Annotated in this window: 14 protein-coding genes and 1 tRNA gene; all 15 read left to right on the top strand. The window is 42.4% G+C overall.

The features are described 5' to 3' along the window. The first annotated feature begins 212 nt into the window (after positions 1–212). The 15 genes from ACTQ34_RS15710 to ACTQ34_RS15640 all read left to right on the top strand — a co-directional run bounded on the left by ACTQ34_RS15710 (position 213) and on the right by ACTQ34_RS15640 (position 16,103). Entirely contained in the window at positions 213–1,745 is a 1,533-nt protein-coding gene (locus ACTQ34_RS15710; protein ID WP_441364610.1) for an acyltransferase, read from the top strand. Between the two features lie 105 nt (positions 1,746–1,850). Next, positions 1,851–3,878 (top strand): ArnT family glycosyltransferase, encoded by a 2,028-nt coding sequence (locus ACTQ34_RS15705; protein WP_441364609.1) that lies wholly within the window; start codon positions 1,851–1,853, stop codon positions 3,876–3,878. A 94-nt stretch (positions 3,879–3,972) separates the two neighbouring features. Further along, positions 3,973–5,370, top strand: a complete 1,398-nt coding sequence (locus tag ACTQ34_RS15700) for an NDP-hexose 2,3-dehydratase family protein (protein ID WP_441364608.1) — start codon at positions 3,973–3,975, stop codon at positions 5,368–5,370. A gap of 1 nt (position 5,371) precedes the next feature. Continuing rightward, positions 5,372–6,337 (top strand): Gfo/Idh/MocA family protein, encoded by a 966-nt coding sequence (locus ACTQ34_RS15695; RefSeq protein WP_441364607.1) that lies wholly within the window; start codon positions 5,372–5,374, stop codon positions 6,335–6,337. Positions 6,338–6,357: 20 nt separating this feature from the next. After that, positions 6,358–7,488, top strand: a complete 1,131-nt coding sequence (locus ACTQ34_RS15690) for a DegT/DnrJ/EryC1/StrS family aminotransferase (protein ID WP_441364606.1) — start codon at positions 6,358–6,360, stop codon at positions 7,486–7,488. Positions 7,489–7,492: 4 nt separating this feature from the next. Further along, a complete protein-coding gene (locus tag ACTQ34_RS15685; protein ID WP_441364605.1) occupies positions 7,493–8,470 on the top strand; it encodes a glycosyltransferase family 2 protein in 978 nt (325 codons plus the stop codon). After that, a complete protein-coding gene (locus ACTQ34_RS15680; RefSeq protein WP_441364604.1) occupies positions 8,457–9,122 on the top strand; it encodes a NeuD/PglB/VioB family sugar acetyltransferase in 666 nt (221 codons plus the stop codon). Before ACTQ34_RS15685 ends, ACTQ34_RS15680 begins: the two co-directional genes overlap by 14 nt. Positions 9,123–9,127: 5 nt before the next feature. After that, positions 9,128–9,538, top strand: coding sequence for a GtrA family protein (locus tag ACTQ34_RS15675; protein ID WP_441364603.1), 411 nt, complete (start codon positions 9,128–9,130; stop codon positions 9,536–9,538). Between the two features lie 2 nt (positions 9,539–9,540). Continuing rightward, on the top strand, positions 9,541–10,413 hold the full coding sequence (gene rfbA / locus ACTQ34_RS15670; RefSeq protein ID WP_441364602.1) for a glucose-1-phosphate thymidylyltransferase RfbA: 873 nt from the start codon (positions 9,541–9,543) through the stop codon (positions 10,411–10,413). Next, positions 10,413–11,489, top strand: a complete 1,077-nt coding sequence (gene rfbB, locus ACTQ34_RS15665; protein WP_441364601.1) for a dTDP-glucose 4,6-dehydratase — start codon at positions 10,413–10,415, stop codon at positions 11,487–11,489. The genes rfbA and rfbB overlap by 1 nt, the downstream gene beginning before the upstream one ends. 123 nt (positions 11,490–11,612) lie before the next feature. Continuing rightward, a complete protein-coding gene (locus ACTQ34_RS15660) occupies positions 11,613–12,632 on the top strand; it encodes an FkbM family methyltransferase (protein ID WP_441364600.1) in 1,020 nt (339 codons plus the stop codon). A gap of 189 nt (positions 12,633–12,821) precedes the next feature. After that, a complete protein-coding gene (pfkB, locus tag ACTQ34_RS15655; RefSeq protein WP_441364599.1) occupies positions 12,822–13,745 on the top strand; it encodes a 1-phosphofructokinase in 924 nt (307 codons plus the stop codon). Between the two features lie 81 nt (positions 13,746–13,826). Beyond that, positions 13,827–14,687 (top strand): dTDP-4-dehydrorhamnose reductase, encoded by an 861-nt coding sequence (gene rfbD / locus ACTQ34_RS15650; protein ID WP_441364598.1) that lies wholly within the window; start codon positions 13,827–13,829, stop codon positions 14,685–14,687. Then, a complete protein-coding gene (locus ACTQ34_RS15645) occupies positions 14,684–15,958 on the top strand; it encodes a dicarboxylate/amino acid:cation symporter (RefSeq protein WP_441364597.1) in 1,275 nt (424 codons plus the stop codon). Before rfbD ends, ACTQ34_RS15645 begins: the two co-directional genes overlap by 4 nt. A 58-nt stretch (positions 15,959–16,016) precedes the next feature. Continuing rightward, positions 16,017–16,103: transfer RNA gene (locus tag ACTQ34_RS15640), tRNA-Leu, on the top strand. The last annotated feature ends 250 nt before the right edge of the window (positions 16,104–16,353 follow it).

Here is a 16,353-nt window from a genome sequence, read left to right as displayed (position 1 = left end):
ATACATGAACATGAAGCACTTGGAGGCGGCTCTGTACGACGCCTCTATTGCCGGCTGACTTCATTCAGCCGGAGCCTGCAAATAATTTTGCGCATAAATCTTGACGGCACCGGGAACAAAGAAACGAGAAGGAAACGGTGTGCTCAGACCAAGATAGGCCGCACGGCACTCGTACAATCAAGAAACCACTGGCAGCGGTGGTTTCGCTGGTATTGGCATCTTTTTTCGCTTTTCTTGCTTTTCTGATTACTTCTAATGTATTTTCACCACAAAATTCAGATCAGGAGATAATTGCTCTTTATAGTCAGGATGCAGGAAAACGTGTGGTATACCGTGGTGCATCTGTGGATGGAAAATGGTATAATCCATGGGAAAATGTAATCGATGCCGGAAATTGGGAATTAAGTGATGAGGGCTCATCGACATATACAGCTACGGATGGAACAGCGTTCCGCTTCACGTTACCGAATGCAGAGCAGCGTTTGCTGACATTCAATGTAGGTCCGAATGAAGGAAGTGTGATGGTTGAGATTGGGGATGAAACAATATCCTTCGATCTTAATGCGGAGAGCGAAGTAGAAAACGGAAAGGCATTTGAAATACCATTTCGTGTTGGTGCTAACTATACTAAGCAAATTTGGATTGCAGCGGCTGTTACATTTGTATTTGCCTTTCTTGTTGTGTTTATGATGGTAGGCAAAAAAAGAATAGGTACGAGGCAAAAACCGCGTGAAGTGTGGGGAGATGTGCTGCGAATTTTTTGCTGCTATATTATTGTTTTATTGCATAATACGTGTACAATCTTTTCAGATTATGCGGATGGACGAATATCAGCTTTGATTATGAACTGCTTTACAGGATTTGCCGTTCCATGTTTCTTCATGATATCAGGTGCATATTTGCTGCGCAAACCCCAGAGTATTTCATCAACACTAAAAAGAAGAGTTATGAAAATTGTGCTCCCAACACTCTTTTGGGGAGTGATTTATCTTTATATAGGAAGTATTTTAGAAGTCAATAAATTTCTAAAAATCTTATTTGTCAATCAAGAACCGCATCTTTGGTTTATGTATAGTCTGTTTGGCATTTATATGTTGTTACCATTGATTTCAAACATGTACCATGCTTTGAGCTTGAATCAGAAAATATATGCCTTAGTCTTATTGCTCATCATACCTGGACTTATATATGATGGCTCTAAATTATTAGGTTTTAATATCCCCAATTATTCTTTTTCAATTTTCTGGCCAGATTTAGGATTGTTTTTATGCGGCGGAGTTTTATGGGAGTTGCGGAATAAAATACAGTCTTATAAGTTCTATCAATTTGTGCTGCTATGTCTTCTCGGCCTGGCAATTTCAGTGGCAGATACAGTTTACATTTCTCAATTACATGGTCAGCCAGACAAGACGTTTATCAGCGCGATTGGAAGCTGGGGTAATCTCATAATGGCAGCATCGGTATTTTGTATGGCTTTATCGAATAGTGAATTTCTGCAAAAGAAAGTAACAGGATTACGAGCGCATATTTTGCACGAAATTGGCAATGTTACAATGGGAATATATTTTATTCACGTTATTTTTCTAACACACCTTAATCATTCAACCCTGTCAATACTTCCGCTTTACAGCAATAGCGGCTCTATGCTTTCAATGATTCTTTCAGCATTTGTATACTTCGCAATTAGTGTTGTTGTATGCTGGTGTGGCAAACAAGTGAAGGGATTGGCTCGTATATTCGGCTAAAAGGCTACATGAAATTTTATTAGTAATATTATGATTACAAGTTAATGAAGTGCCAGAGTTCAATGCAACATTTGCTTAATAGTATGTTTGAAAGGAAATTAAGAGATGAGTAGATCGTATGTCAAAGTGCGGGTAAAAAACGTATCATTAATAGCAACCATTTGCATTGCGATATTGGCTATTTTTTCATACCACTCGCTAGTAAAGCTTGGAGGTACTAGGGTTACAATTCAAAATGTTACTGAATTTTCAGAAGCTTCGGTTTCTCTGCGGGGTGGAATGAATGGCGATACATGGTATAATGTGTCTGATATAGTAGAAAATGGAAATTGGACATATAATAACGAGGAAAGAGTTTATACATCAACAAATGATGAAGTGCTCGTATTAAAGATACCACCTGTCAAATACTTTAATCTTGTATTTAATGCTGGACCCAATGAAGGTAAAGTACAGATAACAATTGGTGATGACACATATTTGTGCGATTTGTATCAAGATAACGAAAATGAGTATGGATATTCTTTTTCGCTGCAGGGATTGCAAAGAAATTTCATAATAGCTAATACAGTGTCTGCTCTTCTCTGCTTAATTATATTTATTATATGTATATATTTGGCGGCGGTCTATGAAGAGAAGAAGAGCTTAATTAACTGGAATATTGTTGAAAAAGCGTTTGTCATATTACTGCTTCCAATTGTTATTTTTGTTCTTTATTTCTTGTCGCTTTCTTCAACGCCTAGAATACCAGAATCAGCGTGCTTCTGGGGATATGATGGGGCAGTATACAATTTAATCGGTAAGTCCTGGACGGAAGGGCTGATTCCGTATAAAGATATTTTTGAACATAAGGGTCCAGGAGCATTTTTCATTTTTATGCTGGCGAACCTTATCAGCGAACATTGGGGAGTATATGTTTTGCAGTGTATTTGCTTAGCTGTCTCTTTGATGTTCAGTTATAAAATTGGAAAACTGTTTAGTGGTGTTGTTGGCGGAATGATGGCATCACTGGCTTCGGTCGTTTATTTTATAGCGGTAATTGATGAAGGAGGACTGTTAGAAGAATTTAATCTTCCTTTGCTGATGATCAGCTGCTATCTGGTGTTAAAATATGCGATGAATTTATCTTCGCAAGTTCAGCATCCATGGAAGTATGCAGTAGTTTATGGTATTACATTTGGTGTTTCATTGGATCTGCGAGTAACCAACGCAGTATCAACCTGCGCATTTGTGGCTTGTATTACCATATTTTTATTATATAAAAAAGAATTTCAAAATCTATTGCATAATGCAGGTGGATTTTTGTTAGGTTTTGCAGTTGTAACACTGCCGTTTATCATATATTTTGCATATCATGGGGCTTTGTATGATATGCTTTATGGAACAATTTTATTCAATTTGGATTATGCAGGAGATGCAATTTCTCATAGCAAGGAAGAATGGAAGCAGATTTTTGTATATCTAATACCTGTGATTTCTGCCTGCCTGTTAGCAATTGGTAAAAAGGGTATGGTAAGATATACAATTTTATCGGGAGCTATATTATCTGGAATTATGATGATAAGAAGCTACCTATATCCGCATTACTATATCATAATTGCAATCTTTGTTCCTGTGACAATAGGTCTATGGATGAGCAGTGAGCACAAAAAGATAAAGGATCTAAATCGATATATTATTTCTTATTTTGCAATATGCATAGTGCTTATTATGACCGTTTTTATACAGTCCTATCAGAATGGACTAGAGAAATACAATTGGATCAAGGACTTAAGTCGATATAACCCTGAAATACAGGATATTGATAGGATAAGGGAGCAAGCATCGATTATTCCGGAAGAGGATAGAGATAAAGTTATAGGATATAATATACGAGCGAGCTGGTATTTGGTAACTGGTATCTATCCATCATATAAATATTATGGGGGAAACGATTATCTTTATGCCATTTCTGATGAGCTTCGTGACGAAACTGTACAGTATTATTCCTCTTTGGATGCAGAGTGGATTGTGGTGCAATCGGATATAGGCGATGAGGAAATTAGAGAGATTATCAACACAAATTATAAAATGGTAGATGAAATCGATATAACGAATGGAAATTTTAAAATGTTTTTGTATCAAAAAATATAGCAAATTAGATAAATTGCTTTTTGATACAGAACGTAATTGGCGAAATAAAAACTTGGAATTGTGGTGAAAAGCGGAAGAAAGGAAGTGACTTAATATGCAGCAGAATACACTATATTCCATCATAAAAAGCTGGGCTACTTCTGAAAGTAGAGTAAATACCACAGAAGAAATTCTTGCTTGGGTGGGAGATAGAAATGAAACGGTTGCGGTGAATATTGAAAAAAGCACTCTTTCAAATAGCTCTTTCTGGATTTATGATACTGAACAGGGTACAATTCATAATAAAAATAACAGCTTCTTCTCTATAACAGGTTTTCAAAAAAAAGAACGAGATGGCAGTGTCTTGCAACAACCTGTTATATTGCAACAAGAGATCGGGTTTCTGGGAATTATTTGTAAAGAAATCGATGGAATCATGCACTTTTTAATGCAGGCTAAAATAGAACCCGGCAATGTAAACAAAATTCAGATTTCTCCAACAATTCAAGCAACAAAAAGCAATTTCACACAAAAGCACGGCGGAGCAAAACCGCCATATTTGAAATATTTCGAGTGCGCATCGCGGTATGAAATCGTTGTCGATCAAATTCAATCAGAGCAATCATCACGCTTTTATAAAAAGCGGAATCGAAATATTATTTTGCGGGTAGAGGATGAAGTTGCGTTATTACCATCTCATAAATGGATGACATTGGGGCAGATAAAAAAGCTGATGAGAATGGATAATCTAGTCAATATGGATACGCGTACGGTATTGTCGTGCATCCCATATTATAGATTGCAATTAGACGAACTGGGCAGAAAAGAAGTATGCAGTAAGTTTCAAAATAAAACGCTTTTTCGTTCAATTTTTGAACCAGAGCAACAAAATGTCATCCCCCAAATTTATCAATATATAAATAACTATAAGATGTTTGAGGCGCAAGAAGGCGAACTAATCCCATTAAATATGCTGCGAGATTGGAGAATCGAAGATCAATGCATTTATCACATAGACAAGTATCCATATCAAGTTATTTTTTGTGATATTGCAATGGAAGGCAGAGAGGTAAAGCAATGGACACAGCCGCTGTTTGAAGCGATGGGTATTGCAACATTTGGGCTGATCTGTTGTGAGCGGGAAGGAATTTTAAGATTCTTAGTGAGGGCGACTCCGGAGCTTGGATGCTTTGATAGCATAGAGCTTGGACCAACCGTGCAAAAAGAGGCAGTATCGATATCCGGCCATGAAGAGACGGAAATCGATAAATTCTTTTTTAGCCGTCTTGCACAGGGTACGGGCGTATTCTTTGATCATTTGCTTTCTGAGGAGGGGGGGCGCTTTTACCACGAACAGAATAGAAATATTTTGATGAAGGTAGATATAGAAGAAATTTCCCAATTGCCAGCAGGTTACTTTTGGGTGAATTATCGTACATTGAATGAGCTAGTACAGGTAAATAATACGCTAAATATCCAACTACGCAATTTGCTTTCGTTGCTGGAGGTGTGATATGATGAAATTAGGAGTTTTAGGTACGGCCGATATTGCATTTCGAAGATTTTTGCCTGCACTAAGCAAATGTTCGAACTTCACTTATGCAGGCGTGGCATCGCGCACACCAGAAAAGTGCCAGCCGTTCCAAGAAACATTCGGTGGTCAAATATACGAAAACTATGGTGACTTATTGGCAGATGATACAATCGATGCTGTGTATGTTCCTCTGCCGCCAGCACTTCACTATGAGTGGGGAAAAAAAGCGCTTGAGTCCGGCAAGCATCTTCTAATGGAAAAACCCTTTACAACGCATTTGCACGAGACAGAGGAGCTGCTGGAGTTGGCGGCGAAAAAGGGGCTTATAGTGCATGAGAACTATATGTTTCTTTATCATTGCCAACTTGCTAAAATTGAAGCGATGATTGCGGATGGACTCTTGGGAGATATCCGTCTTTATCGAATGTCTTTTGGATTCCCTATGCGAGGACAGGGGGATTTTCGTTACAATAAGGCGCTTGGTGGCGGAGCACTATTAGATTGTGGAGGCTATCCTGTTCGTTTGGCGTTGGAGTTACTAGGCGATACAGCAAAAGTTGTGCACTCAAAATTATATCAGCCCGATGGATTTAGCGTTGATCTATATGGTAATGCAGTGATAGAAAATGATGCCGGTCAAGTTGCTCAGATATCATTTGGCATGGACAATGCTTATCAGTGTCAGCTTGAGGTCTGGGGAAGTCAAGCGACGCTCATTGCGCCGAGAATTTTTACAGCGCCAAGTGGATTTTTGGCGCAGGGAATTGTGCGTGATTCTGCCACAGAAAATGTGCTTGAATTGGGTCAAGATGATTCATTCGTTAACTCTATACAAAATTTTCTTGAAATAATTGAGAATTCGGAAAAAAACATACAATCCAGGATACAGATTATGAAACAATCAAAAATGATTGAAGACATAATGAATAGGCAGAATAATGTTTAATAGAAATGGTAGGCGTATTTATGAAAAAAAGAGAGCAGCGAATTCCGATAACTAGACCATATATGCCGGATCCGCAAACATTCATGCAGAAAGCATCCAGTCTTTGGGAAACAAGATGGCTGACACATGGTGGACCACTTGTGAGAGAATTTGAACAAAAACTGTCAGAATATTTGAAAGTTCCCAATACAGTTGTATTTTCCAACGGACATATGGCACTCGATTGTGCAATTAAGGCATTGGATATCAGGGATGGAGAAGTGATTACCACTCCATTTACATATATATCCACATCACATGCAATTTCTATGAATGGATTAAAGCCTGTCTTTTGTGATATCAAAAAAAGTGATTGCACTTTGGATGAATCAAAAATAGAGAATTTAATCAATGAAAAAACAAAAGCAATTGTTCCGGTACATGTATATGGTTTCCCTTGTAATGTATATGAAATCCAGAAAATTGCGGATAAGCATGGATTGAAAGTGGTTTATGATGCTGCGCATGCTTTTGGTGTTCAAGTTGGGGGGAAAGGAATTGGCAACTTTGGAGATGCCTCTATGTTCTCATTTCATGCTACAAAGGTGTTTCACACAGTAGAAGGTGGCGCGATCACATTTACAAATAATGCACTGAAAGAAAAACTGATTTCTGCAAAAAACTTTGGTATGGTTGCTCCAGAGGTAGCAACTACAATTAGTTTTAATGCAAAAATGACAGACATGCATGCGGCAATGGGCATTGTAAATTTAGAGATATTGCAACAGCAAATTGAAAAGAGAAGAGCTTTAATCTCACATTATTTGATGCGCTTATCAGATGTGCAAGGCGTTACACTTTTCAAGTGGGATGGTTCTGATATAGAATATAACTATGCGTATTTCCCTATTCTAATCGACGAAACAGCGTCTGTTTCTCGAGATGTTATAGTTGATAAGCTGTTGAACGAATACAATGTTCAAACCAGAAAATATTTTTATCCACTCCTAAGTGATCTGCAGTGCTACGCATCGCATTATTGTAGTGGCGACACACCCATTGCAAAGAAAATCTCCAATCAAGTGATTACAATGCCTTTGTATGTGGATCTCGAACTTGATGATGTTGACTATATTTGCGATGCAATGTTAGAAATATTTGCGCGAGGTTAATAAAATGGAGCAGAAAAAACTATTTTCCATTGTTTTGCCAATATATAAGAATGAGCCGAATCTTCCTCACACAGTGCCGTTTATTTTGGAGAATTCCTCTGCACTTTTTCCTAATTATCGTATCGAAATCGTTATGGTTAATGATGGGTCGCCAGATAATTCGTGGGAATTGATGAAACAATACCAAAAACGGTATCCGGATTGTATTCGTATTGCCAAATTTGTTCATAATTTTGGACAACCCTTGGCCATTCGTCATGGTATTCAGATGGCGAAAGGTGACTGTATCGGTGTCATCTCAGCTGATTTACAAGAACCTTTTGAGTTATTTGTCGATATGTTAGAGGAACTTGAACGAGGGACTGAATTAGTGTGCGCAACACGTGAGGCAAGATCTGATCATGCAAAAGGCCTCATTTTTTCACAGATAGCACATCGTTTGTTTCATCGCTATATCAATAAGCAATATCCAGTGGGTGGTTTCGATTTTTTTTGTATGACAAGAGAAGTTGCAAACCGATATTTAAAAATGAAAGAAAAAAATGGAGCGGTGCAATTTCAACTATTATGGGTTAGCGCTTCAACAAAGTTTATTGGATATGAAAGAAAACAACGAGAAGCGGGAACCAGTGGCTGGACTTTTTCAAAAAAAATAAAGCTATTTATAGACATTATCACAACGAATACGTACTTACCTTTGCGTATGATGTCCGTTGCTGGATTCTTTTTTGCATTTATCGCTTTTTTGGGTTCTGCAGTTATATTTTTTACAGCACTATTTACTGAAAGAGAAGTTCCTGGATGGTCAAGTTTAGCATTGCTCACTACTTTTTTTTCTGGTGTGATTTTAGCATCGTTAGGTGTCATTGGCGAATATATGTGGCGAATCTATGATGAAACTCGAGAGCGTCCGCTTTATTTAGTTGAGGAAGCCATTGACTTGAAGTATGCGCAGGAGGTAACAGAAGATGAAAAACAATAAAATATTGGCAATCTACGGTGCTAGTGGAATGGCAAAGGAATTGACGGTAATGACCAAAGAGTCAAATTGCTGGAACAAAGTTATCATGACAGTCGATGCACAGTATTTGCCGGAGCAAAAAGAATATGCAGGCTGTTCTATTTTATCGATTGAAGAAGTGGAAGAGAAATATAAAAAAGATGAAGTAGAATTTTTGATTGGTGTGGGTGAACCCAGCAACAGAAAAGAATTGTTTGAAAAGATTCAGCTTAAAGGATTTAAATTAGCAAAGTTTATCCATCCATCGGTGCAAACGCATTCTTGCACAAGTATCGGAGAAGGAGCTATCATTTATCCTGGTGTAGCAATTGCATCTGATGTTACAATTGGACGAAATGCAGCCGTGTTTTTTAATGCTGTGCTGGGGCATGACACGGTTATTAGAGATCATTGCAACCTTTCGGTTGGCGTGCTTCTTGCGGGATGTACATACTGGGATGAATGTGCCATGGGTGGCATGGGGTGCATGGTAAGGCAGGGCACAAAAATTGGAAAGTATGCAATTGTGGGACAAGGAGCGGTTGTTACGAAAGATGTACCAGATTATACAACAGTTGTAGGAAATCCAGCAAGACAAATTGGCGATACGGGATATAGGAAGGTGTTCCGATAGGACTCATGATTGATCATTTAAAAAAAATATTCTCCAACCAATTAGTGCGTTTCCTTATAGCGGGCGGAGTGAATACCGCATTTAGTTATTTGTGCTTCGTTGTTTTAATGGTGCTTTTTCGTAATAAAGAGCTTGCTGTCACTCTTAATCTATTGATTGCTGTGCTTTTTAATTATAACATGTCCTCGAGATTTGTATTTAAGAATCGACAAATGAGCATAGGACAGATTGTAAAGTTTTATGTGGTATATTTTGTGACATATCCGATAAATATTCTTCATTTACATGTTACAGTTGATATTTGGCATTGGGATGTATACGTCTCTCAGTTCGTTACATTGTTTTATTTGCCTTTTATAAACTATTTCTTGCAGAAAAAGTTCGTCTTTCATTCCAATAAGAATAAAGGGGCATAGAAATGAGAGGTATCATTTTAGCAGGTGGCTCGGGTACTCGACTTTACCCACTTACCAGAGGTGTTTCAAAACAAGCGCTGCCAATATATGATAAACCGATGATATATTATCCGTTGTCTACTTTGATGCTGGCTGGAATTCGCGAAATATTGATCATTTCGACACCTCGTGATATTTCTGTCTTTCAGGAAATCTTGGGGGATGGAAGTCAACTGGGCATGACCTTTTTGTATGCAGTTCAGGAGGAACCAAATGGTCTTGCCGAGGCCTTCATTATCGGGGAAGATTTCATCGGCAAAGAAAAAGTGGCGCTTGTCTTGGGAGATAATATATTTTATGGAGCAAGTTTCTCTACTTTGTTGGCAAAAGCAGCATCATTGGAGAACGGAGCGGTGATTTTTGGTTACCCGGTCTATAATCCAACGGAATTCGGTGTAGTAGAGTTCGATGAGAATGGAAACGTGCTTTCATTAGAGGAAAAACCCCGGAAGCCAAAGTCCCAATATGCAGTTCCTGGACTTTATTTCTATGATAATCAGGTGGTAGAGATTGCCAAAAAGATTAAACCCTCTGCGCGTGGAGAATTGGAGATTACAGCAGTTAATAATGTGTATCTTGAGCGAGGACAGCTGAAAGCAATAAAGTTTTATCGCGGTATGGCATGGTTGGATACAGGCACCTATGAGGGGTTGCAGGAGGCATCTCAATTTGTTAGCATCATTCAAAAAAGACAAGGATTATATGTGTCTTGTATCGAGGAGATTGCATATCGGATGGGATTTATCACGAAAGATAAGCTTTTGGAGTTGGCGCAGCCGCTGATGAAAACAGAATATGGAAAGTATTTACGGATAATTGCAGAGGAGGGGATGTAATGAAGCGTATATTAGTAACCGGTGGGGCAGGGTTTATTGGATCTAATTTTATCCATTATATATTAAAGAACCATGTCGATTTGGAAGCTTTAGTCAATCTGGATTTGCTGACTTATGCAGGAAATTTGGAAAATCTCCATGATATAGAGTCGAATCCGAAATATTACTTTGTCAAGGGCGATGTTAGAGATAGAAACCTGTTAGAGACGTTATTTGACGAGTATGATTTTGATACCATAGTGCATTTCGCTGCTGAAAGCCATGTAGACCGCAGCATTGAAACCCCTGAACTGTTCTTGACTACAAATATTGTTGGTACACAGATTTTGCTGGATGCAGCCAAACAGCACTGGAAAATTGATAATAAAGATAAGTATTCTCGTGAATACCGTAAAGGGGTTAGATATTTGCAAGTATCTACGGATGAAGTATATGGTGCGTTGGGGGCAACCGGCATGTTTACAGAAAAAACAGCGCTTTCTCCTAATAGCCCATATTCGGCGTCCAAAGCAGGTGCAGATTTGCTCGTTAATGCTTATCATGAAACATATGGTATGCCAGTAAATATTACGCGTTGCTCCAACAACTATGGCCCTTATCAGTTTCCTGAGAAGCTGATTCCACTCATGATTTATAATGCTTACAACAATAAGACCTTGCCGGTATATGGTGATGGCACGCAAATCCGCGACTGGCTTCATGTATCCGATCACTGTGCTGCAATAACGACAGTGCTTGAAAGCGGTACGGTAGGTGAGGTTTATAATATTGGCGGAAATAATGAAAAAGCTAATATTGAGATTGTACGTTTGATTTTGAATGTGTTGGGAAAATCGGAGAGTCTGATTGAACATGTGAAGGATCGTCCGGGACATGACAGACGATATGCTATTGATAATACCAAAATCACAACAGAATTACAATGGCAACCTGCTTATACGTTCGAAGACGGAATTCGCGAAACCATTCAATGGTATTTGAATCATAATGAGTGGTTGGAGCGTGTTACCTCTGGTAAATATCAAAAATATTATCATGATATGTATGATAGGGCATCAGAGAAAAACAATGGATGAACAATTAGAGAAAATAATTTATATTGCAAATAAGATGCAGTGAAGGCAGATGTAAAATAGATGAAAAATAAAATTATGAAAGACTCATTTAACGAATAGGCGTTTTTTGAGGACATCAAAAAAATGGACGGCCCTTTTGTGCTATATGGTTTTGGAATACGGGCTGCAGTTGTATATCATTACATGAAGCAACATGGCGTTGATGTGCAACATGTTGTGATATCCAGAAGAAGATATGTTCCCAATCAGCATTTGGCTACCACAGAAAAATGTGTAGAATGCATGGAGGATGTTCTTGAGAGAAATAAGGCGGTAAACCTCGTATTAGGATTGCCGCGATATCTTCTGGAGGAAAAGTTTGAAGATTTTGCGCAGATACAAAATGTAATTGATACAAATTTTGGTATCTTGCCTGAGTACAACTTTGACTATTCATATTTTGAAAAAAATGAAAAAGAGTGGCAATGGCTGTATGATTCTTTGCAAGATGATTTGTCCAGAGAAATGCTTTGTGCTCATATCAATGGCAGAATAACAGGCCGTAGTATACCGTTTGAACGAGCTCCTTGGTCGGATCCGCAATACTTTTTAGATGATCTAATGATATGGAAAGATCATGAAGTAGTTGTGGATTGTGGTGCGTATGACGGGGACAATGCAGAGGAATTTTTGAGGAAGAAACCTGACTCTACACAGTATACGTATTATGCATTGGAACCAGAAAATGAAAATTTTGAAAAGATGTGTGCCAAGTTTGAAGGAAATGATAATTTTATCATGCTCAAATTGGGTGCATGGAGTAAAAAAGAGGTACTGCATATATCCGGAACAGACGAAACTGCTGCATTTACAAACGATGAAGGCATAGAAATCCAAGCGGATACGATTGATCATATTGTTAGTGGCGAAAAACATCCGGTGACATTTATTAAAATGGATATTGAAGGAAGTGAATTGGAAGCCTTAAAGGGGGCAGAACAGACTATTCGAAAATATACCCCACGCTTGGCAATTTGCTGCTATCATAAAAAAGAAGATTTAATTACGATACCAAAGTGGATTCATGGAATTAATCCAAAGTATAGATTTTATTTGAAACCGCATTCATCTATGCCTACTGAATTGGTGCTGTTCTGTGTGTAATTAATTAAATGGTTGATATACAATGTATTTTGCCACAAAGCTCTGTAGGTTCTAAAACTGTATTGAGAAAGTGCTATGGAACTGTCAGTGATGGTTGAAACCATAATATGTAAGCAGATCTTTTGGAATGCTTCTGAAGGTTAGCTAAATGACTTTTTAGTGATAGTTTGTTAAACGGAGGCGACTGCAATGATCTACACCGTAACCCTTAATCCCTCGCTGGATTATTTGGTTTGTACAGACGCGCTGCGGCCGGGAAAGCTGTGCCGCACAAGTGGCGAAACGCTGCATCCGGGCGGCAAGGGCGTCAATGTTTCGTTGGTCTGCGCGGCGCTGGGGCTTCCCACGCGGGCGCTCGGCTTTATCGCTGGACGAACGGGCGCGCTATTCGCGTCACTGCTCGCGGAGACCGGCGTGGAATATGATTTTTGCCGTCTCGACGAGGGCATGACACGCATCAATGTCAAGGTGTGCGCGCGGGAGCAGACTGAACTGAACGGTGCAGGACCGCAAATACCGCCGGAAGCGCTGACGCGGCTGGCGGAAACGCTGGATACGCTGGGCGAAGATGACTGGCTGGTGTTGTCCGGCTCGGTGCCTGTGGGTGTACCGGCGGATATTTATGCCAAACTGCTGGAGCGCGTACATAAAAACGGCGTCCGGACAGTGCTGGATACCTCGGGCGATGCGCTCAAGAATGCGCTGCCGTGCGCGCCGGACCTCATCAAGCCAAATCTGGACGAGTTGGACGCACTGGTCGGCGGCGCGCCGCATAATCCGACCGGTATCGCGGCCTGCGCACGTGAATTGCAGGCGACGGGAGCAAAGGATATTCTGATTTCCTGCGGCGCGCAGGGGGCTGTGCTCGTGCCCGTGGAGGGGCAGGCGCTGTATCTGGAGGCAACACCGGGTGATGAGGTGGTGCAGCCGGTTGGTTCGGGCGATTCGATGGCTGCAGGCTGGCTGTATGCGCACACGAATGGATTTTCTGCGGCCGAAACGCTGCGTTACGCGGTGGCGGCAGGCAGCGCGGCAGAGTTTTCCGCGTGGCTGCCTGACCGAGCCAAGATTGAAGCGACGCTTGCCAAAACAGGCACACCGCGGTCGATTTGAGCAAAAGTGCGCTGGCGTATGCAAGTATGGCGCTGCCGCGGATTATACTAAAGAGAAGTAAGAGAAAGGTATGGATATGTTATGAGCGTAACGACCCGTGTTTGGATCGCGGGCGCAGGCGGACGGCTGGGTTCCGCGCTGTGCCATCGGTTTGACCGCAATACGGAATGCAAGCTGGTGACCAGCGACCGGGATGTGCCGGTGGAGGATGGCAAACAGGTGGGACGGTTTGCCGATCTCAACCATCCGGATGTGATTATCAACTGTGCAGGGCTAACCGATGTGCGCCGCTGCGAGGAGTGCCCGGAAGAGGCCTACAAAATCAACGCGCTGGGCGCGCGCAATCTGGCGGTAGCGGCGCGGCGCATCGACGCGAAACTGATTCAGATTTCAACTGATGACGTGTTTGACGGCACGGCCGGTGCGGCGCTCTGCGAATTTGACGATGCGCATCCGGTCACCATGTACGGCAAAAGCAAATACGCGGGTGAAAAGCTGGTGCGTGAGCTGACGGATAAGCATGTGATTGTGCGTTCCTCGTGGCTGTACGGCGCGGGGACGTATGATTTTGTCGATCAGGTGCTGGAGACAGCGGCGCGCGGCGAGGCCGTACGGCTGCCGGGGGACGAGATTTCCTCCCCAACCTCGGCTGACGCGCTGGCGGGCTTCATCGAATACCTGATTACCGCGCGCGAATACGGCCTGTATCATGCCTCGTGCGAGGGGATGTGCTCGCGTGCGGAGTTTGCACATGAGATTCTGAGACTGAGCGGCTATCCGGATGTGCCGGTGGAGTCGACGGCAGCGGGTGAGACGCTGCGTCCACGCTTTACGCTGCTGGACAATATGATGATGCGCATTACCGGCATTTATCAGATGCCGGAATGGAAGCAGGCATTGGCGGAGTATCTGTCCGGACGGCAGACGGGAGGGCAGGCATGAGCGAAGCGGCAAATAACAAGAAAATCGGCCTGACCACCAAAATCTTTATCGCGCTGCTGCTTGGTGCAGCGGTGGGCGCGCTGCTGCATGCTTTTGCAGCGGATATCCCCGCGGTGCAGGACATTCTGGTTGGCGGTGTATTTTACGTCATTGGGCAGGGCTTTATCCGCCTGATGCAGATGCTGGTCGTGCCGCTGGTGTTCTGTTCGTTGGTCTGCGGTGCGGCGGCCATTGGTGATACCAAGACGCTGGGCAAGGTCGGTGTTAAGACGATCGGTTTTTATCTGGTTACGACCATGCTGGCCGTGGCGGTGGCGCTGAGCGTGGCGTCCCTTATCAATCCGGGACTGGGGCTGGATATGTCGCAGGTGCAGACGGCGGAGACAACAATCAGCGAAAGTTCGATGAGCATGACGGAAACGCTGCTGAATATCATCCCGAAAAACCCGATTGAGGCGCTTGCGACGGGCAACATGCTGCAAATCATTTTGTTTGCGCTGATTGTCGGCCTGATTCTGGCCAAATTGCAAGATAAAGTGCAGCTCATCACGAACTTTTTCCAGCAGGGCAATGATATCATGATGGAAATGACCATGATGATTATGCGTGCCGCTCCCATCGGTGTATTCTGCCTGATTGCGAAAACCTTTTCCGAGCTGGGCTTTTCCGCGATGGTGCCCATGTTCAAATATATGGGCGCGGTGCTGTTGGCGCTCGTGGTGCAGTGTCTTGGCGTCTATCAGATTCTGCTCAAACTGTTCACCGGGCTCAATCCGTTCCGGTTTATCCGCAAGTTTGCACCGGTGATGGGGTTTGCGTTCTCGACAGCGACCTCAAACGCCACCATTCCGCTTTCCATTGAAACACTGGAGGAAAAGGTTGGCGTATCGCGCCGCATTTCGTCCTTCACCATTCCGTTGGGCGCGACCATTAATATGGATGGCACATCGATCATGCAGGGCGTAGCGGTCGTGTTTGTCGCGCAGGCGTTCGGCATTGCGCTGACCCCGGCGGACTATCTGACGGTCATCGCCACTGCAACGCTCGCATCGATTGGCACAGCCGGTGTACCCAGTGTGGGCCTTATCACATTGGCGATGGTGTTTGACTCGGTCGGACTGCCGGTGGCGGGCATCGGACTGATTATGGGCATTGACCGTATTCTGGATATGGCGCGCACAGCGGTCAATATCACGGGCGACGCGGTCTGCACGACGATTGTGGCGCATCAGGACGGCGCACTGGATAAAAAGGTATTCAACAAAAAATAAAGGGAGAATGGGATGCCGCGTTTGACACGCGGTGTCCCTTCTGGTATAATCATGTCATGCCGCCATGGCGGAACTGGTAGACGCAGGGGACTTAAAATCCCCCGGTAGCGATACTGTGCCGGTTCGATTCCGGCTGGCGGCACCAAAAAAGCCCCGTATCCGTAAGGATACGGGGCTTTTTGTGAATTTGCTTAAACACTATGCCTGGTTTGCTATTGGGATGATGACAAAGGGGAGCGGTTCGAACAATTATTCCCCGGAGCGGTACAGCGTTTTGTATGCGTTTTGGTGCCGTCAAGATTTATGCGCAAAATTATTTGCAGGCTCCGGCTGAATGAAGTCAGCCGGCAATAGAGGCGTCGTACAGAGCCGCCTCCAAGTGCTTCATGTTCATG

Source organism: Agathobaculum sp. LCP25S3_E8 (assembly GCF_052117165.1).
GTDB lineage: Bacteria > Bacillota > Clostridia > Oscillospirales > Butyricicoccaceae > Agathobaculum.
The sequence above is the reverse complement of the archived record's forward strand: the minus strand, read 5'-3'. Positions and strand labels throughout refer to the sequence as shown.